Raw genomic sequence first — 16,924 nt, 5'->3', positions numbered from 1 at the left:
GCCCCGCCCAATCGGCATCGTGACAGAAACAGGGCGCGCAGGAGAGGTCTTCGGTCCTTGCGTCGTGCATCAGTCTGAACGACACCGCCATCGGGTGGGCGTGCGACCCCGGCGCACAAAGGGGGCGCACGGCGGGCGGTCCCCGTGTCGCTCACCAGCGGAAGGTCCGCATGCGCATGGCCTGGCGCATCCGGGCGGCCCGGGCGCGCCGCGGCTGCACGCGCTCGCGCAGCGCCTTGGCCTCGTTCAGCTCGCGGAGGAACTGGGCGCGGCGCCTGCGGCGCTCCGCGTCGGTCTCCGGTGCCGGCGTGCGGGCCGCCCCCTCGGCGGCTTCCTCGGCCGGTTCTTCCAGGTCGGGCATCGGCCACACCACCCCATCGCTGGGTCCCTGTGCCCCCCACCTTCCCCCAGTGGCGTGGGTCGACGCCAGTGCGCGGCGGGCTACTGTTGAGCCATGCGTCTCCACGTCGTCGACCACCCCCTGGTCGCCCACAAGCTCACCACCCTGCGCGACAAGCGCACGGACTCCGCGACCTTCCGCCGTCTCGCCGACGAGCTGGTCACCCTGCTCGCCTACGAGGCCACCAGGGACGTCCGGACCGAGCAGGTCGACATCGAGACCCCGGTCACCGCCACGACCGGCGTGAAGCTGTCGTACCCGCGTCCGCTGGTCGTCCCGATCCTGCGCGCCGGGCTCGGCATGCTCGACGGCATGGTCCGGCTCCTCCCGACCGCCGAGGTCGGCTTCCTGGGCATGATCCGCAACGAGGAGACGCTGGAGGCGTCGACCTACGCCACGCGGATGCCGGAGGACCTCTCGGGCCGCCAGGTGTACGTCCTCGACCCGATGCTCGCCACCGGCGGCACGCTCGTCGCGGCGATCCAGGAGCTCATCAAGCGCGGCGCCGACGACGTCACCGCGGTCGTCCTCCTCGCCGCCCCGGAGGGCGTCGAGGTCATGGAGCGCGAGCTCGCCGGCACGCCGGTCACCGTCGTGACGGCCTCGGTCGACGAGCGCCTCAACGAGAACGGCTACATCGTCCCGGGCCTGGGCGACGCGGGCGACCGCATGTACGGCTCCGCCGAATAAGGCTCAGCCGGCTCCGCGGAATAAGGCTCAGCCGGCTCCGCCGAATAAGGCTCAGCCGGCTCCGCGGAGTAGTACCGGTTTCTCAGCACTTCCCTGCGGCTGCGGGCGCGGGCTTGGTCAGGGCGACCAGGGCCGCGTCCGCCGTCGTTTTCGGGGAGAGCGTCTTGAAGGCGGTGCCGATGATGAGGTCCACATCGGCGGTGCCGCGGGTGTCCGTCTTGGTCGTGGCGCCCTTGAGCTGGGTGCCGAGGACCGGGAAGGCGCCCTTGGTGGCCGCGGGGGCGCCGAGGAGCAGGCCGGCGCCGGGGACCTTCTTGTCGTAGGCGGTGGGCGCGTTCCCCACCTTGCCGATCTTGAAGCCGCGCTTCTTGAGCTCGTCGGCGGTCGTCTTGGCGAGGCCGCTGCGCGGGGTCGCGTTGTAGACGTTGACCGTGATCTGCCCGGGCTTGGGGAGGGCGGCGGCGGGCGGGGTGGTCGCCTTGACGACGGGCTTGCAGTCGGCCTGCTTGCCGGCGGTCGTCTTCTTGCCCTCGTCGCCGGAGAAGACGTCGACGAGCTGGAGCGTGCCCCAGCCGGCCGCGCCGAGCACGACCACTGCGGCGGCGGACGCGAGGACGATCCTGCGCCGGCGGTGAGGGCGGCGCATGCGCGGGTAGACGTCCCCCGTGATGCGGTACTTTCCGCCCATTCCTGGGGGAGTGAGCATGCTCATGAACGCAGCGTAGTGCCGCCCGTCGGCGATGCCTACTTGATGATCATGTGATCGCGTCCGGATGGGGGCGAACTGACCCCGAAAGGGTCAGCGCCGAGGGGCCTGACGGCTCCGTCTCAGTCCATCTCGAGGACGCGGGCGTGCAGCACCTGACGCTGCTGGAGCGCCGCGCGGACGGCGCGGTGCAGCCCGTCTTCCAGATAGAGGTCGCCGCGCCACTTCACGACGTGCGCGAAGAGGTCGCCGTAGAACGTGGAGTCCTCGGCGAGCAGCGTCTCCAGGTCCAGCTGGCCCTTGGTGGTGACCAGCTGGTCGAGGCGGACCGGGCGCGGGGCGACGTCCGCCCACTGCCGGGTGCTTTCCCGGCCGTGGTCGGGATACGGCTTTCCGTTACCGATGCGCTTGAAGATCACACGGAAAGCCTACCGGGCGAGCGGCTTCCGGCGCAGCCACGCGCCACCAGTGGGATGCTGGTGCAAACCGTGACAAAACCGAAATTGGGGTGCCGTCATGAGCGTGAGCGAGCAGCCGCCGTCGACCGAGACGGCCGAGCCCGCCCCGACGACACAGGCCCCGGCCGCCGTGGCCGGGCCCGCCGCCGAGATCGCCGCCGGGTACGCCTTCGAGGGGGCGGCACTCGATCTGGGGGCGCTGCTCTGGGACGGCGCGTGTCACCCGGATGCGCCGATCCGCATCCCCCTTCCGGTGCTCAACCGGCACGGTCTGGTCGCCGGGGCCACCGGCACCGGCAAGACGAAGACGCTCCAGCTGATCGCCGAGCAGCTGTCCGCGCACGGGGTGCCGGTGTTCCTCGCCGACATCAAGGGCGACGTCTCCGGCATCTCCGCCCCCGGCGAACCGGGCGAGAAGGTCGAGCGGCGGGCGGCCGAGGTCGGCCAGGAGTGGCGGGCCACCGGCTTCCCCTGCGAGTTCTACGGCCTCGGCGGCCTCGGCCCCGGCATCCCGGTGCGGGCCACGGTCACCAGCTTCGGCCCGGTCCTGCTCTCGAAGGTGCTCCAGCTCAACCAGACGCAGGAGCAGTCGCTCGGCCTGATCTTCCACTACGCCGACTCCAAGGGTCTGGAGCTGGTCGACCTCAAGGACCTGCGGGCGGTGGTCGCCTTCCTGGTCTCGGACACGGGGAAGGCCGAGCTGAAGGGGATCGGCGGGCTCTCCACGGTGACGGCCGGGGTGATCCTGCGCGCGATCACGGCCTTCGAGCAGCAGGGGGCGGGGGGTTTCTTCGGGGAGCCGGAGTTCGACACGAGCGAGTTCCTGCGGGCGGCGCCGGACGGGCGCGGGGTCGTGTCGGTCCTGGAGCTGCCGGCCGTACAGGACAAGCCGCAGCTGTTCTCGACGTTCCTGATGTGGATGCTCGCGGACCTCTTCAACGACCTGCCGGAGGTCGGCGACCTGGAGAAGCCGAAGCTGGTGTTCTTCTTCGACGAGGCGCATCTGCTGTTCAAGGGGGCCTCGAAGGCGTTCCTCGAGTCGATCACGCAGACCGTGCGGCTGATCCGCTCGAAGGGCGTCGGCGTCTTCTTCGTGACGCAGACCCCGAAGGACGTACCCGCCGACGTGCTCGCGCAGCTCGGCAACCGGGTGCAGCACGCGCTGCGGGCCTTCACCCCGGACGACGCCAAGGCGCTGAAGGCGACCGTGCGGACCTTCCCGAACTCGCCGTACGACCTGGAGGAGGTGCTCACCGGCCTCGGTACGGGCGAGGCGGTGGTCACCGTACTGAGCGAGAAGGGGGCGCCGACGCCGGTGGCGGCGACGCGGCTGCGGGCGCCGGAGTCGCTGATGGGTCCGGTCGACGCGGCGGTCCTCGACGCGGCGGTGAAGGCCTCGCTGCTCTACGGGCGGTACGCGGAGGCGGTGGACCGCGAGTCGGCGTACGAGCGGCTGACGGCCGAGCAGCAGGCGGCGGAGGCGGCGGCGCTCGACGCGGCGGCCGCGAAGGAGGCGGAGAAGGCCGCGAAGGAGGCCGCCAGGGACGGGGCGAGGGCTCCCCGTGAGAAGGAGGAGCCCTCGCTGGCCGAACAGGTGGTGGGCAGTGGGATCTTCAAGTCCCTCGCCCGGTCGATCGGCACCCAGCTGGGCCGGGAGATCAGCCGGTCGATCTTCGGGACGGCCCGCCGCAAGCGGTGACCGCGGCGGTTACCCGGTGACCTACTCGGTGACCTCGTGGTGGTCGTCGTGCAGGCCGCCGCCGCTGCCCGCGCCGCCGGTGGTCGGGACGGACTCGACCGGCTTGCGCAGCGAGGAGATGTCGTGGGCGTAGGTGCCCACGGCGTTGGCGATGACCTTGATGTTGGCGTCGAAGGCGGTCATGTTGATGTTGCTCAGGTTGTCGCCCTTGGCGTGGTAGTTCACGTCGTAGGCGACACCGGCCTCGCCGCCGAACTTGGCGGCCTGGGCGGCGGTCTTGAGGCCCTCGGCGCCGGTGAAGGTGCCGCCGGAGGGGATGCCGACCTCGATGAACGGGCCGTAGTCGGAGCGGCCGGTGAAGTCGGTGCCCTCGTGCGGGAGCCCGCGCTTGTCCATGAAGTCGGTGATGTCCCGCTCCAGCTGGGCGGAGCCCTCGGGGCCCGCGCCCGCGCCGACGCCGTCGGAGTCGTCGCCGTCGTAGACGAACAGGCCGTAGTTGGGCGAGGCGATCATGTCGAAGTTGAGGTAGAGCTTGATCTCGCTCTTGTCGAGCGCGGTGAGGTTGTTGACGTAGTGCTCGGAGCCGAGGAGGCCGTTCTCCTCCGCGGACCACCAGGCGAAGCGGACCTTGTTGCGGACCTTGTCCTTCGACTTGGCGAGTTCCAGGGCGGTCTGGAGGAGACCGGCGGAGCCGGAGCCGTTGTCGTTGATGCCGGGGCCGGCGGTGACGGAGTCCAGGTGGGAGCCGAGCATCACGGTGTTGGCGGCGTTGCCGCCGCGGGTCTCCGCGAGGACGTTGTTGGTGGAACGCTTCTCCTGGAGCTGGCGGATCTCCACCGAGAGCGAGACCGGGCCGTTGGCCAGGTCGGCGGCGAGCGCGTTGCCCTGGGCCTGCGGGATCCCGCCGGTGGGGATCTTGCCGGCGGCCGCGTCGCCGAGGGTGCCGGAGAGGGCTCCGTCGGTGTTGTTGTAGATGACGGCGGCGACGGCTCCGGCCGCGGCGGCGTTCTGCTGCTTGATCGCGAAGGTGCAGCCGCCGCGCTTGATCAGCGCGATCTTTCCGGTGAAGGTGCTGCCCGCGAAGTCCTCCGGCTCGCAGCCGGTGGTCGCGTCGACGGGCACGGCGGCGAGCTGCGCGGTGAGGCCGCCGACCGGGGTGGACTTGGTGTACGTCATCGCCTTGATGTCGAGCGTCCGGGGCGCGGGCGAGACGACGGAGGCCTTCTCGGCGAGCGTCTCCGTGTACTCGAACTCGAACTTCTGGTACCGGACGTCGTATCCGGCCTTCTTCAGCTGCGTGTAGACGTACGCGGCCGAGGCGTCGTGGCCGAGCGAGCCGGCGGCGCGGTGACCGCCGGCCGAGTCGGCTATCGCCTGGAACTTCTGCAGGTGCTTGTAGGCGTCCTGCCCGGTGGTTTCGCGGACCAGCTTCTTCGCCAGCTTGGCGGCATCGCGGGCGGGTGCGGCCGTCGGGTCCTGTCCCGCGGTGGCCGGGGAGGCGAGGACCAGCGGAGTGGCGAGTGCGGCGGCGGCCAGGATGGCCGCGGCACGGCGCTGGGATGCGTTCACAGAAGTCCTTCCCGTTACGGACGAGGTTGAGGGGAAGTTAGCGATATCGGGGGCATTCTGTGAACAGGTCCTGCGTAATTCCTGTCACCTTGAACAGGATTGACATCTGGAATTAGCAATTCCCAGCCGGTTTGGGCTACTTGGCGGCTTTCGCAGCCTTCGCCGCCGCCTTCATCTCCTGCTTGTGCGCCCGCACCTTCGCCAGCGACTCCGGCCCCGTGATGTCCGCCGCCGAGCGGTGACAGCCCTGCTCGCCGTACGCCCCCGCCGCCTCCCGCCAGCCCTTCGGCCGCACCCCGTACTGCTTGCCGAGCAGCGCCAGGAAGATCTGCGCCTTCTGCTTCCCGAACCCGGGCAGCGCCTGGAGCCGGGCGAGCAGCTCCTTCCCGGTCGCCACGCCCTCCCAGACGGCCGCCGCGTCGCCGTCGTACTCCTCCACCAGGAAGCGGCACAGCTGCTGCACCCGGCCCGCCATCGACCCCGGGTAGCGGTGCACGGCCGGCTTCTCCGAGAGCAGCGCCGCGAACTCCTCCGGGTCCCGCTCCGCGATGTCGTGCGCGTCCAGATCGTCCGCGCCGAGCCGGGTGGCGATCGTGTACGGCCCCGAGAACGCCCACTCCATCGGCACCTGCTGGTCGAGCAGCATGCCGACGAGCGCGGCGAGCGGGGACCGGCTGAGCAGCGCGTCGGCGTCCGGCTGCTGGGCGAGGTGGATGTCGGGCGTCTTCGGCTCGGGACTCATGCCCCGATCATCACGCCGGCGCGCGCCGCCCGCCCGGTTTGTTCACCCCTTCGCGAACGCCCCGCCACCCGCGACCGACGGACGCCCCGCCACCCGCGGACGCCCCGCCACCCGACGGACGACCCGCCACCCGCGAACCCGGCTGGCCACCCGCCGACCCCGGCTAGCGCCCCTTCACCCGGACCGCCGGGTCCTCGCACCACTCCAGGACCGAGGCCCAGTCCCCGTATCCGGTGTCGGGGTTGAGGTGGCCGCCGGCCGGGACGTGGTCCATGTCGAGGCCGAGGGGCGTGCCGTAGGGGACGTCCGCGCCCTCGGGGCAGTACGGGTCGCCGTCGCCGTACACGAGACGGGCCGTGAGGCCCTGCTCGGTCAGGTCGAGGCCGTCGGCGAAGGCGGCGATGGCCGGTATCGAGGCCGTGACCCCCGGGGACGGCGGGGCGACCAGGAGCACCCGGTCGGCGGCGGGCCGCCGCTCGCCCGCCCGGAGCCAGAGCAGGACCGCGAGGCTGTGCGCGAGGACGACGAACTCGCCGTCGGCCGGGCGTTCGCCGTGCTCGTCGAGGGCGTCGAGCCAGGCGGCGAGGTCGGGCGCGTCGGCGTCGGGCAGCTGCGGGTAGCGGACCTCGTGGCCGCGCTCCCGGAGCTGCCCGGCGAGCCAGTGCTGCCAGTGGCCGGGCGGACGGTGGTTCTGGTAGCCGTGCAGGATCAGGTACGTGGTCATGGCGTGATCTTGCGGCCGCCGTCCGGCTCCGGTCCACCGGCGTCCACGGAGCGATCAGCCGCCGACGTACTCGCGCAGATGGCGTGCGGTCAGGGTGTCGCCCTTCTCGACCAGCTGGGCCGGGGTGCCCTCGAAGACGATCCGGCCGCCGTCGTGTCCGGCGCCGGGCCCGAGGTCGACGAGCCAGTCGGCGTGGGCCATGACGGCCTGGTGGTGCTCGATGACGACGACGGTGTTGCCGGCGTCGACGAGCCGGTCGAGGAGGGCGAGGAGCTGGTCGACATCGGCGAGGTGGAGGCCGGTGGTGGGCTCGTCGAGGACGTAGACGGCGCCCTTCTCCGCCATGTGGATGGCGAGCTTGAGCCGCTGGCGCTCGCCGCCGGAGAGGGTGTTGAGGGGCTGGCCGAGCCGCAGGTAGCCGAGGCCGACGTCCTTGAGGCGGCCGAGGATGGTGCGGGCCTGGCCCTTCGCCGTGAAGAAGTCGTACGCCTCCTCGATCGACAGCGAGAGCACCTCGTGGATGTTCTTCCCGTCGAGCTCGTAGGTGAGGACCTCGGGCGTGAACCGCTTGCCCTCGCACTTCTCGCAGACCGAGGCCACCCCGGCGGCGATGGCCAGGTCGGTGTAGATGAGCCCGAGGCCGTTGCAGTTCTCGCAGGCGCCCTCCGAGTTGGCGCTGAAGAGCGCCGCCTTGACGCCGTTGGCCTTGGCGAAGGCCGTACGGATCGGGCCGAGGAGACCGGTGTACGTCGCCGGGTTCGAGCGGCGCGAGCCGCGGATCGGGGACTGGTCGGCGACGACGACGCCCTCGCGGCCCGGCAGGTTGCCGTGGATGAGGGAGGACTTGCCGGAGCCGGCCACGCCGGTGACGACGGTCAGGACCCCGGTCGGGATCTCGACGCTGACGTCCCGCAGGTTGTGCTGGGTGGCGCCGGTGATCGCGAGGGCGCCGGTCCGGGGCCGTACCTCCTCGCGGAGCTTGGCCCGGTGCGAGAGGTGGTCGCCGGTGAGGGTGCCCGAGGTGCGCAGACCCGGCACGTTCCCGCTGTAGCAGATCTCGCCGCCCGCGCTGCCGGCCCGCGGCCCGAGGTCCACGACGTGGTCGGCGATCTCGATGACCTCGGGCTTGTGCTCGACGACGAGGACGGTGTTGCCCTTGTCGCGCAGCCGGAGCAGGAGGTCGTTCATGCGCCGGATGTCGTGTGGGTGCAGTCCGGTCGTCGGCTCGTCGAAGACGTACGTGATGTCGGTCAGCGGCGAGCCGAGGTGGCGGACCATCTTCACGCGCTGGGCCTCGCCGCCGGAGAGCGTGCCGGAGGCCCGGTCGAGGCTCAGATAGCCGAGGCCGATCTCCACGAGCGAGTCGAGCAGCTCGCGCAGGCCGGCCAGGAGCGGCGCGACGGAGGGGTCCTCGATGCGGCGGACGAACCCGGCGAGGTCGCTGATCTGCATGGCCGAGCACTCGGCGATGTTCACCCCGTCGATACGGGAGGACAGCGCGGCCCGGGTGAGCCGGGCGCCCTCGCACTCGGGGCAGGTGCGGAAGACGACCGCCCGGTCGACGAAGGCCCGGATGTGGGCCTGGAGCGCGTCGCGGTCCTTGGCGAGGAACAGCCGCTGGACCTTCGGCACCAGACCCTCGTAGGTGAAGGTGTTGCTGCCGACCTTCACCTTGCACACCGGCTTGTGGAGGAAGGCCTCCCACTCCTCCTCGGTGAAGTCCGCGAGTTTCTTGTCGGCGGGGTAGAAGCCGGATTCGGCCATGATCCGCCAGTACCAGGAGTCCACGGCGAAGTTCGGGACGGTGATCGCGCCCTCGGCGAGGCTCTTCGCGCGGTCCACGAGCTCGTCGACGTCGATGTCCGAGACCTCGCCGGCGCCCTCGCAGCGCGGGCACATGCCCTCGGGCAGGTTGAAGCTGAACGCGCCGGAGGTGCCGACGTGCGGGGTGCCGAGCCGGCTGAAGACGATCCGCAGCATCGTGTACGCGTCGGTGGCCGTGCCCACGGTGGAGCGGGAGTTGGCGCCCATCCGCTCCTGGTCGACGACGATCGCCGCGCTGAGGTTGTGCAGCCCGTCCACGTCCGGCCGGGCCAGGGACGGCATGAAGGACTGGAGGAAGGCGCTGTACGTCTCGTTGATCAGGCGCTGCGACTCGGCGGCGATGGTGCCGAAGACGAGCGAGGACTTCCCGGAGCCGGAGACGCCGGTGAAGACGGTGAGGCGGCGCTTGGGCAGGTCGACGTCGACGTTCTTGAGGTTGTTCTCGCGTGCTCCGCGCACCTGGATGACGTGGTGGCCGTCCGCCGCCGCTGCTTCGTTCGTTCCGACGGGGTGGTTCATGTGTGCGCCCTCCGGTGGTCGTCCCCAGCTCGAACGGACAGGGTACTCTATACGGCGTACAAAGTTACGGAATATCGCTCCTGACCTGCGAGAATGACTGCCATGGCGACCACCGACGGGAAGAACAGCAGCGGAGCCGGCGACCCGGCCCGCACCCTGGAGCTGCTCTGGCGCGACACCGCCCCCGCCCCGGCCCCCACGGCCCGGCGCGGCCCCCGCCAGGGCCTCACCGTCGACGCCGTCGTCGACGCCGCCCTCGGCCTCGCCGACGGCGGCGGCCTGAACGCCCTCACCATGCGCGCCGTCGCCCAGCGCCTCGGCGTCACCCCCATGACCCTCTACACCTACGTCCCCGGCAAGGCCGAGCTGCTCGACCTCATGCTGGACACCGTCTTCCTGCGCATGGACCGCCCGCCCTTCGCCCCCGCCGACCCCTGGCGCGCCCGCGTCACCTCCGTCGCCGACGCGAACCGGGCCCTCCACCTGCGCCACCCCTGGCTCGTCGACCTCCGGATCGTCCGCGCCCCGCTGGGCCCCGGCGTGATGGCCAAGTACGAGTACGAGCTCGGCGCCTTCGAAGGCCTCGGCCTCGACGACGTCTCCCGCGACTCCGCCCTCACCTTCGTCCTCGGCGCCGTCCAGTCCGGCGCCCGCGCGGAACTGGACGCCCGGGCCGTCGAGCGCGAGAGCGCCATGTCCGACGGCGAATGGTGGGCCGCCCACGAGCCCCTCCTCAGCCGCGTCTTCGACGAGGAGCGCTACCCCCTCGCCGCCCGCGTCGGCGAGGCCTCCGCCCTCGCCTACGACGGCCTGTACGACGCCGACCACGCCTACGCCTTCGCGCTGGCCCGCGTCCTGGACGGACTGGCGGCCCTGGGGGAGTCCTGAGCGGCCTCCTCCGGATCAGTCCCGCGGAAGCGGCCGCCTCCGGGATCGGTCCCGCGGGGCGAGCGGCGCCCGCGCGGGGATCAGTCCCGCAGGGCGAGCAGCGCCCGCACTCCCGCCTTCAGGCGGTCGGCCGACAGTTCCTGCTCGACCGTCAGGTGGTGCATGACGTCCGGCGAGAACGAGGCCAGCAGCAGGTGCGCGAGGAGCGTGCTGTCGGAACCGGGCTTCGCCTGCCCGATGAGCAGCGCCACATGCGTGTGCATCACCCGGTAGGCGCCGCTGTGGTACCGGGCCCGGGGCGCGGCCGAGTGCGCCGCCAGGAGCAGGCCCCGCTGCTCGGCCACCCGGTCCACGAGCGCGTCGAGGAACGCGTCGAGCCGCTCTCCCGCCGGAGCGCCGGGCCCCAGCGGCGGCGGCCCGCTCATGTACGCCTCCTGGAACCGGCGCTCCCGGTCGTCGAGCAGCGCCCACAGCAGCTGTGAGACGTCCCCGAACCGTCGGTACACCGTCCCGACGCCGATCCCGCTGGCGTGCGCGACCTGGTTCATCGTGACGGCGTCCGGGCCCTGCTCGGCGATGATCCGGGCCGCCGCGTCCAGGATCTTGCGCCGGTTGCGCGCGGCGTCGGCGCGCTCGGGGGCGGGGGAGTCGAGGGTGGGCAGGCTGGGCAGGAGTCCGGGGCGGGTGATTCCGGCCGCAGCGCTACCGGGGGCCCCTGTCCCCGCTCCGGCCCGCGGATTCTCCGTGCTCATCTGCCGACTCCCGATCTTTCTTCCCGCTCGCCCGTGTTCCCCCTAGGTCGTCTCTCGTTGTCGAGCATACCGGTTCCCCTTGCGAAGCGGATAGCGATCCGTTTAATCTCGGAACATCGAAGCGGAAAGTAATCCACTTAGGTCGATCGAGGAGAGTCCGCCATATCCGTCAAGGTCGCCGTCATCTACTACTCGGCCACGGGTAGCGTCCACCAGCTCGCCCAGGCCGTCGCCGAGGGCGCCGAGAAGGCCGGCGCCGAGGTGCGCCTGCGCCGCGTCCCCGAGCTCGCCCCGGACGCCGCCATCGACTCCAACCCGGCCTGGCGCGCCCACGTCGACGCCACCGGTGACGTGGAGGTCGCCACCCTCGACGACCTGGAGTGGGCGGACGCGTACGCCTTCGGCTCCCCGACCCGCTTCGGCAACGTCGCCGCACAGCTGAAGCAGTACGTCGACACCTCGGGCGGCCTCTGGCAGCGCGGCGTCATGGCCGACAAGCCCGCGACCGCCTTCACCAGCGCGCACAACGTCCACGGCGGCAACGAGTCGACCCTGCTCGCCCTCTACAACACCTTCCACCACTGGGGCTCGGTCATCGTCTCCCCCGGCTACACCGACCCCGCCGTCTACGCGGCCGGCGGCAACCCCTACGGCACCGCCCACCCCGGCGCCAACGGCGCCCCCGGCGAAGAGGTCCTCCAGGCCGCCCGCTACCAGGGGACCCGCCTCACCCGCATCGCCAAGCGCCTCAAGGGCCTGGCCGACGACTGACGGCTGGTAGCGGACGACTGACGCCACCACGTGACACGAAAGCGCCCCCGGGGATCCCCCGGGGGCGCTTCCACGCCGTCTCGCTCGGCTCGGCTTCCGTCCGGCTCAGGCCAGCGACAGGAACAGCTTCTCCAGCCGCGCCCGCATCGCGTGCGGGTCCTCGCCGTCCTTCCGGCCGTCCTCGATGTCGGTCAGGCACTGCTGCAGGCCGGTCGCGATGATCGCGAACCCGGCCCGGTCGAGGGCGCGCGAGGCCGCCGCGAGCTGGGTCACGACCTCCTCGCAGTCCCGGCCCTCCTCGATCATCCGGATCACGCCGGCGATCTGCCCCTGAGCCCGGCGCAGCCGGTTCAGCACGGCCTTCAGCTCGGCGCCCGCGAGATCGAGTTCCACAGCGTCTCCTCCACAGATACCCCAGGGGGTAATTTACTCCCCAGCACGGGGTCCCGTCGAAAACCAAGGATGACACCTGCCGCGAAAAGCGCGGCCGGCCTCAGGGGGCGTACCGCTTCAGGAACATCTCGACGCCGTCGACGACCAGCCGGTCGCCGAGTTCCTCGTCGAGCTCGGTGCCGTACTGCTCGAAGACCATCTGCGGAAAGACGAGCAGCGAGTAGAGCTGGAGGACGGCGACCTCCAGGTCCGGGATCTCCAGGCGGCCGCGGTCCGCGAGGGCCCGCAGCGCGTCGGCGACGGCCGGGTGGTGGCCGGCCGGACCGTGTGCGCGCCAGGCGCGGCCGAGCTCGGGGAAGCGGTGCAGCTCGGTGGCGACGAGGGTGCGCAGGGCGCGGCCCTCGCCGTCGGCGCGTACGGCCCTGGCCCAGGCGCGGCCGGCGTCGGTGAGGGCGGCTCGCAGGTCGTCCGCGTCGGCGAGCAGCGAGAGGTCGGGGCCTTCGGCGTCGCCGTGCAGCGGCTCGTCGAGGGCGCCGGCGACGACGGCGGTGAAGAGGGCTTCCTTGCTGCCGAAGTGGTTGTAGACGGTCACCTTGGAGACGCCCGCCTCGGCGGCGATGGCGTCCATGCCGACGCCGAAGCCCTCGCGGAGGAAGAGGTCGCGGGCGGCCCGTACGACGGCCTGCCGCTTGCGGGCGGCGCGGGCGCCGGTGGGGGCGGGCTTGGGGGGCTGGGCGTCCATGGCCCCACCCTACCAACGTAACTGTACTGTTGAGTTCAACTGTACTGTGCCGTACAGTTCAGTTATGCCAGCCCACCACACCGCCGCACCCTCCCCTGCCCTGACGCACCCCCGCCGCTGGACGGCCCTCGCGCTGATCTGCGCGGCCCAGTTCATGCTGGTCCTCGACGTCACCGTCGTGAACGTCGCCCTGCCCGCGCTCGCCACCGACCTCCACCTCGGGCGCACCGCCCTGACCTGGGTCGTCACCGCGTACACGCTCACCTTCGGCGGCCTCATGCTCCTCGGCGGCCGCCTGGCCGACGCCTTCGGCGCCCGCCGGGTCCTCCTCACCGGCCTCGCCCTCTTCACCGCCGCCTCCCTGGCCTGCGGCCTCGCCCCCAGCGCCGCCGTCCTCCTCACCGGCCGCGTCGTCCAGGGCATCGGCGCCGCCCTCCTCTCCCCGGCCGCCCTCGCCCTCGTCACCACCACCTTCCACGGCCCCGAACGCGCCCGCGCCCTCGGCATCTGGGCCGCCATCGGCGCCACCGGCTCCGCCACCGGCGTCCTCCTCGGCGGCGCCCTCACCTCCGGCCCCGGCTGGCCCTGGATCTTCTACCTCAACACCCCCCTGGGCCTCGCCCTCCTCACCACCCTCCCCAAACTCCTCCCCCCACCCCCCAACCACCCCACCCCTGCCCCCGGCCCCACCCCTTCCCCCCACCCGACCCCTGCCCCTTCCCCCCGCCCCCTCGACATCCCGGGCGCCCTCCTCGTCACCGCCGCCACCGGCACCCTCGTCTACGGCCTCGTCCAGGCCGGCGACTCGGGCTGGACCTCCGCCCACGCCCTGCTGCCGCTCCTCGCCGCGCCGGCGCTCTACGGGGCCTTCGCCGCGGTGGAGCGCAGGACCCGCACCCCGCTGATGGACGTCCGAATGCTGACCCGCCGCCCGGTCGTGGCCGGCTCGCTGCTCATGCTGGTCGCGACGGCGCTCCTGATCTCGTTCTTCTTCCTGGGCTCGCTCCAGCTCCAGCACGTCCACGGCCTGGACGCCTTCCGCACGGGTCTGCTCTTCCTCCCCGTGGCCCTGACGACGGCGCTCGGCGCCCACCTCGCCTCCCGCCTCATCCCCACGGCCGGCCCACGCGCCTGCGCCACCGCGGGCATGGCCCTGGCCGCCCTCGGCTGCCTCCCCCTGGCCTTCCTGACCTACGGAACGCCGCCCGCCCCGAACCCCTGGACCACCCTCATGCCGGCCCTCGCGACAGCCTCCTTCGGCCTTGGCGCCGTCTTCGTCGCCGCCACCACCACGGCCCTCGGCCTGATCTCCCCCCACGAGGCCGGCCTCGCCTCCGGCCTCGTCAACACCTCCCACGAACTCGGCGGCACCCTCGGCGTGGCCCTCGTCTCCACCCTCGCCCTCGGCCCCACCACCCCCACCCCCACCGGCACCCCCGCCGCCTTCACCCTCCTCACCCTCACCGCCGCCACCACCACCCTCACCGCCCCCCTCCTCATCCCCCACGGCAAACCCCACCTGACAGGCGGGGCTCACGGGCCGCACTGAACCGGCCTCCGCGGGATGCCGTAAGCGGGATGCCGTAGACGGGGCGCCGTACGCGGGATGCCGTACGAGTGGTGCCGTACCAGTGGTGCCATACGAGTGGTGCCGTACGGCATCAGTCCTGGCTAGGGCCGCCGTCGTCGATGGGGCGGATGACGACGGGGTGGTCGGGGGAGCCGGGGGGAACGGGGCAGCGGGCTACTTGGGCGGCGATTTCGGTGACGCGGTCGAGGGTGGGGCAGTCGAGGACCCAGTAGCCGGCGAGGACTTCCTTGGTCTCGGCGTAGGGGCCGTCGGTGATGACGGGGTCGCCGTCGGCGTCGACGGTGACGAAGCGGGTGGTGGAGGGGGCGGCGAGGCCCTGGGCGTCGAGCATCTCGCCGGTGGCGGCGAGCTCTTCGTTGATCTTGTTCATGTGGTCGAACATGGCCTGGAGCTGTTCCTTGTTCCAGGCGGGGCTGCCGGGGGAGCCGCGGCCCACCATGCCCTCGTAGTCGGCCTGCGACCCCTGGACCATGACCAGGTACTTCATGACGTCCTCCTCGTTCCTCGCTGCGGTGTACGTGCTCTCGCAGGAGAGTCGGAGCCGGAGGCCGGTTCTCGACACCGCGCGGGCATCTTCCGGAAAAACCGGAGAAATCACCCGGCCGCCCCATGATTCCGGTGTGAACGCATTCACCTTCTCCGCGGCCTTCATCGCCTTCTTCTCGGTGGTCGGCCCGCCCAAGGTCCTCCTCGCCTTCGCGGGCCTCGCCCAGGTCCACCCGGTCCGCCAGCTGCGGAACATCGCCCTGATCTCCTCGGGCGCGGCCGTCCTGGTGGGCCTCGTCACCGGGATCACGGCGCCGTGGCTGCTCGACGTCTTCCACATCAGCACGCCCGCGCTCCAGCTCGCCGGCGGCGTCATCTTCTTCGTGTACGCCGTCGGGCTCGTCCTCGGTCTCCACCTCGGCTCCGACGGCCCCCACCAGGACGCCCCGGACGTGGTCAGCGGCGTGCGCGAGCTGCTGATGCCGTACGTGGTGAGCCCGCTGGCCATGACCGCCGTACTGATCGAGGCGGCGGCCCGGGACTCGTTCAGCTGGCGGTCGACGGTCGTCGGCGCGTACGTGGCCGTCATCGCCCTCGACGTCGTCTGCGTGCTGCTCCTCACCCACCTGTTGCGCCGCACCCACCACGCCACGATCGAGCTCCTCGGCCGCCTCCTGGGCCTGCTCCTCGCCGCCGTCGGCGTCGACCTCGTCCTCGACGGTCTCTACGACCTCGGCGTCACGGGCCTCCTCGACCGCCACTGACACCCGACAGGCGCGTCACGGCGCGCTGAGTTCCCGTTCGAGGGGCGTGCGGAACCGGGGGGTCACGCGTACGTCCCCGACCCAGGCGGCCAGCCGCGCCGCCTCCGCGTCGATCGCGCGCCGCCCCTCCGCGCCCGGATCGGACAGCAGGCGGTGGACGATCCGGCCGTCGGGGAGCTGGGCCCAGCCGCCGACGACGCGGCCGTTCCACCAGACGGTGGGGCCGATGTTGCCGCTGCGGTCGTAGAGGGCGGGCCGGTGACCGGGGTCGACGTACCAGTCGCGCGCCTGCCAGCCCATCGCTGTCGGGTCGAGCGCGGGCAGCAGCGCCGCCCAGGGTTCCGGCTCCGGTACGGGGTCCAGGTCGTCCGGCAGGACGAAACCCGTACCGCCCTCCTCCAGGGCCACCGACAGTGCCCCGAGCGCGGCGAGCGCCCCGCGGACGTCCGTCACCTTCCAGCCCGTCCACCATTTCAGGTCCGCCTCGGTCGCGGGCCCACAGGCCGCCAGCCACCGGCCGAGCAACTCGGCCCGCGCCTCGGCTGGTTCGCGCTCCGGATGCGGATCGGCCGGCTCCCAGCGGAAGCGGCTCGACGTCCAGGTGCCCTGCGGCCGGCCCCGTACGATCCGACCCTCCATGCCGAGGACCCGCAGCACCCGGCTCGCCACGGACTGCGGCCCCTCCTGCCGGGTCCCGGGCCCGTACACGTACGTCGACCTCAACCTCGGTACGGCGTCCCCGAGTTCGGCGCCCGTCGCCTCACCCCGTACCGCCAGCTCCGCCAGCACCAGACGCTCGGTCTCCGCCAGCCAGGCCCCGTCGAAGTCGCTTCCCGCGGCCAAGTGAGCGAGCAGCATGGCGCGTTCGCGGACGGCGGCCGGCCGGGTCGTCGAGGCCTGCACGTCGGCCACGAGCGAGGCGGGGAAGGCGAAGACCGTGTGCCGCATCCCGTGCATCCGTACCAGCGTCCGATCCTCGTACAGCGCCCGCTCCACCTCGGCGACCGGCCCGACCCCGTCGGCCAGCCGCGCCCCCACCGCGAGGAACACGCTCGCCGGATCCGTCCCGTGCAGCGCCACCAGCGCGTCCCCCACCTCCGCCGCCGACCCCGCCCGCGCACCCGCCGCCAGCCGGTGCCGCACCCCGAGCCGCGCCCTGCGCTCCGCCGCCCCGATCACTCTCGTCTCGCTCATGCGCCCCAGCAT

Annotated in this window: 18 protein-coding genes; 6 read left to right on the top strand and 12 right to left on the bottom strand. The window is 72.2% G+C overall.

The window, feature by feature from the left end:
- Nucleotides 1–151 precede the first annotated feature (151 nt).
- Nucleotides 152–361: a hypothetical protein gene (locus ACZ7G1_RS17965; protein WP_051787381.1), complete on the bottom strand. Its 210-nt coding sequence runs from the start codon at nt 359–361 to the stop codon at nt 152–154.
- 93 nt (nt 362–454) lie between these two features.
- On the opposite strand from ACZ7G1_RS17965, the gene upp reads away from it, so the two are divergent.
- Nucleotides 455–1,090, top strand: coding sequence for a uracil phosphoribosyltransferase (gene upp / locus ACZ7G1_RS17960; protein WP_469755274.1), 636 nt, complete (start codon nt 455–457; stop codon nt 1,088–1,090).
- 82 nt (nt 1,091–1,172) lie between these two features.
- Here upp and ACZ7G1_RS17955 read toward each other — a convergent pair whose 3' ends face one another.
- Together ACZ7G1_RS17955 and ACZ7G1_RS17950 are read right to left on the bottom strand one after the other, a co-directional pair.
- Nucleotides 1,173–1,802 (bottom strand): LytR C-terminal domain-containing protein, encoded by a 630-nt coding sequence (locus tag ACZ7G1_RS17955; RefSeq protein WP_470878131.1) that lies wholly within the window; start codon nt 1,800–1,802, stop codon nt 1,173–1,175.
- Between the two features lie 116 nt (nt 1,803–1,918).
- Entirely contained in the window at nt 1,919–2,215 is a 297-nt protein-coding gene (locus ACZ7G1_RS17950; RefSeq protein WP_017240525.1) for a type II toxin-antitoxin system VapB family antitoxin, read from the bottom strand.
- Nucleotides 2,216–2,312: 97 nt separating this feature from the next.
- Between ACZ7G1_RS17950 and ACZ7G1_RS17945 the strand changes: the two genes are divergently transcribed.
- Nucleotides 2,313–3,953 carry a helicase HerA-like domain-containing protein gene (locus tag ACZ7G1_RS17945; protein WP_470878130.1) on the top strand — a complete coding sequence of 547 codons (1,641 nt, stop codon included), beginning with the start codon at nt 2,313–2,315 and terminating at the stop codon, nt 3,951–3,953.
- 21 nt (nt 3,954–3,974) lie between these two features.
- On the opposite strand, the gene ACZ7G1_RS17940 is transcribed toward ACZ7G1_RS17945, so the two are convergent.
- The 4 genes from ACZ7G1_RS17940 to ACZ7G1_RS17925 form a co-directional block, all read right to left on the bottom strand.
- Complete coding sequence (locus tag ACZ7G1_RS17940) at nt 3,975–5,522, bottom strand: M28 family metallopeptidase (protein ID WP_470878129.1); 1,548 nt, start codon at nt 5,520–5,522, stop codon at nt 3,975–3,977.
- A 136-nt stretch (nt 5,523–5,658) separates the two neighbouring features.
- Nucleotides 5,659–6,264 carry an HhH-GPD-type base excision DNA repair protein gene (locus ACZ7G1_RS17935; protein ID WP_470878128.1) on the bottom strand — a complete coding sequence of 202 codons (606 nt, stop codon included), beginning with the start codon at nt 6,262–6,264 and terminating at the stop codon, nt 5,659–5,661.
- A gap of 163 nt (nt 6,265–6,427) precedes the next feature.
- Entirely contained in the window at nt 6,428–6,988 is a 561-nt protein-coding gene (locus tag ACZ7G1_RS17930; protein WP_470878127.1) for an RBBP9/YdeN family alpha/beta hydrolase, read from the bottom strand.
- Nucleotides 6,989–7,042: 54 nt separating this feature from the next.
- Nucleotides 7,043–9,331 (bottom strand): ATP-binding cassette domain-containing protein, encoded by a 2,289-nt coding sequence (locus ACZ7G1_RS17925; protein ID WP_470878126.1) that lies wholly within the window; start codon nt 9,329–9,331, stop codon nt 7,043–7,045.
- Nucleotides 9,332–9,433: 102 nt separating this feature from the next.
- On the opposite strand from ACZ7G1_RS17925, the gene ACZ7G1_RS17920 reads away from it, so the two are divergent.
- Entirely contained in the window at nt 9,434–10,219 is a 786-nt protein-coding gene (locus ACZ7G1_RS17920) for a TetR/AcrR family transcriptional regulator (RefSeq protein ID WP_470878125.1), read from the top strand.
- Nucleotides 10,220–10,299: 80 nt separating this feature from the next.
- On the opposite strand, the gene ACZ7G1_RS17915 is transcribed toward ACZ7G1_RS17920, so the two are convergent.
- Complete coding sequence (locus ACZ7G1_RS17915; protein ID WP_470878124.1) at nt 10,300–10,971, bottom strand: TetR/AcrR family transcriptional regulator; 672 nt, start codon at nt 10,969–10,971, stop codon at nt 10,300–10,302.
- A 162-nt stretch (nt 10,972–11,133) separates the two neighbouring features.
- Between ACZ7G1_RS17915 and wrbA the strand changes: the two genes are divergently transcribed.
- Nucleotides 11,134–11,742 carry an NAD(P)H:quinone oxidoreductase gene (gene wrbA, locus ACZ7G1_RS17910; RefSeq protein WP_470878191.1) on the top strand — a complete coding sequence of 203 codons (609 nt, stop codon included), beginning with the start codon at nt 11,134–11,136 and terminating at the stop codon, nt 11,740–11,742.
- Nucleotides 11,743–11,847: 105 nt separating this feature from the next.
- Here the strand turns inward: wrbA and ACZ7G1_RS17905 are convergent, their stop codons facing one another.
- Both ACZ7G1_RS17905 and ACZ7G1_RS17900 read right to left on the bottom strand, forming a co-directional pair.
- Nucleotides 11,848–12,135 (bottom strand): metal-sensitive transcriptional regulator, encoded by a 288-nt coding sequence (locus ACZ7G1_RS17905; protein WP_470878123.1) that lies wholly within the window; start codon nt 12,133–12,135, stop codon nt 11,848–11,850.
- 100 nt (nt 12,136–12,235) lie between these two features.
- Nucleotides 12,236–12,877 carry a TetR/AcrR family transcriptional regulator gene (locus tag ACZ7G1_RS17900; RefSeq protein ID WP_470878122.1) on the bottom strand — a complete coding sequence of 214 codons (642 nt, stop codon included), beginning with the start codon at nt 12,875–12,877 and terminating at the stop codon, nt 12,236–12,238.
- A 64-nt stretch (nt 12,878–12,941) separates the two neighbouring features.
- Between ACZ7G1_RS17900 and ACZ7G1_RS17895 the strand changes: the two genes are divergently transcribed.
- On the top strand, nt 12,942–14,426 hold the full coding sequence (locus tag ACZ7G1_RS17895) for an MFS transporter (protein WP_470878121.1): 1,485 nt from the start codon (nt 12,942–12,944) through the stop codon (nt 14,424–14,426).
- A gap of 112 nt (nt 14,427–14,538) precedes the next feature.
- Here ACZ7G1_RS17895 and ACZ7G1_RS17890 read toward each other — a convergent pair whose 3' ends face one another.
- Nucleotides 14,539–14,955, bottom strand: a complete 417-nt coding sequence (locus ACZ7G1_RS17890) for a YciI family protein (protein WP_470878120.1) — start codon at nt 14,953–14,955, stop codon at nt 14,539–14,541.
- Between the two features lie 133 nt (nt 14,956–15,088).
- On the opposite strand from ACZ7G1_RS17890, the gene ACZ7G1_RS17885 reads away from it, so the two are divergent.
- Nucleotides 15,089–15,718 carry a MarC family protein gene (locus ACZ7G1_RS17885; RefSeq protein WP_470878119.1) on the top strand — a complete coding sequence of 210 codons (630 nt, stop codon included), beginning with the start codon at nt 15,089–15,091 and terminating at the stop codon, nt 15,716–15,718.
- A 15-nt stretch (nt 15,719–15,733) separates the two neighbouring features.
- Here ACZ7G1_RS17885 and ACZ7G1_RS17880 read toward each other — a convergent pair whose 3' ends face one another.
- Nucleotides 15,734–16,924, bottom strand: a complete 1,191-nt coding sequence (locus tag ACZ7G1_RS17880; protein WP_470878118.1) for a winged helix DNA-binding domain-containing protein — start codon at nt 16,922–16,924, stop codon at nt 15,734–15,736.

This window comes from Streptomyces sp. NPDC037273, assembly GCF_055603625.1.
Note: the sequence above shows the minus strand (reverse complement) of the source record. Positions and strands in the feature narration are given on the sequence as shown.

What these genes read in the sequence shown, in the direction of transcription:
- ACZ7G1_RS17945 (WP_470878130.1), top strand. Translation starts at nt 2,313, where the DNA reads ATGAGCGTGAGCGAGCAGCCGCCGTCGACCGAGACGGCCGAGCCCGCC.
- ACZ7G1_RS17925 (WP_470878126.1), bottom strand. Translation starts at nt 9,331, where the DNA reads ATGAACCACCCCGTCGGAACGAACGAAGCAGCGGCGGCGGACGGCCAC.
- ACZ7G1_RS17935 (WP_470878128.1), bottom strand. Translation starts at nt 6,264, where the DNA reads ATGAGTCCCGAGCCGAAGACGCCCGACATCCACCTCGCCCAGCAGCCG.
- upp (WP_469755274.1), top strand. Translation starts at nt 455, where the DNA reads ATGCGTCTCCACGTCGTCGACCACCCCCTGGTCGCCCACAAGCTCACC.
- ACZ7G1_RS17915 (WP_470878124.1), bottom strand. Translation starts at nt 10,971, where the DNA reads ATGAGCACGGAGAATCCGCGGGCCGGAGCGGGGACAGGGGCCCCCGGT.
- ACZ7G1_RS17900 (WP_470878122.1), bottom strand. Translation starts at nt 12,877, where the DNA reads ATGGACGCCCAGCCCCCCAAGCCCGCCCCCACCGGCGCCCGCGCCGCC.
- ACZ7G1_RS17965 (WP_051787381.1), bottom strand. Translation starts at nt 361, where the DNA reads ATGCCCGACCTGGAAGAACCGGCCGAGGAAGCCGCCGAGGGGGCGGCC.
- ACZ7G1_RS17920 (WP_470878125.1), top strand. Translation starts at nt 9,434, where the DNA reads ATGGCGACCACCGACGGGAAGAACAGCAGCGGAGCCGGCGACCCGGCC.
- ACZ7G1_RS17930 (WP_470878127.1), bottom strand. Translation starts at nt 6,988, where the DNA reads ATGACCACGTACCTGATCCTGCACGGCTACCAGAACCACCGTCCGCCC.
- ACZ7G1_RS17890 (WP_470878120.1), bottom strand. Translation starts at nt 14,955, where the DNA reads ATGAAGTACCTGGTCATGGTCCAGGGGTCGCAGGCCGACTACGAGGGC.
- ACZ7G1_RS17880 (WP_470878118.1), bottom strand. Translation starts at nt 16,924, where the DNA reads ATGCTGGGGCGCATGAGCGAGACGAGAGTGATCGGGGCGGCGGAGCGC.
- ACZ7G1_RS17955 (WP_470878131.1), bottom strand. Translation starts at nt 1,802, where the DNA reads ATGAGCATGCTCACTCCCCCAGGAATGGGCGGAAAGTACCGCATCACG.
- ACZ7G1_RS17895 (WP_470878121.1), top strand. Translation starts at nt 12,942, where the DNA reads ATGCCAGCCCACCACACCGCCGCACCCTCCCCTGCCCTGACGCACCCC.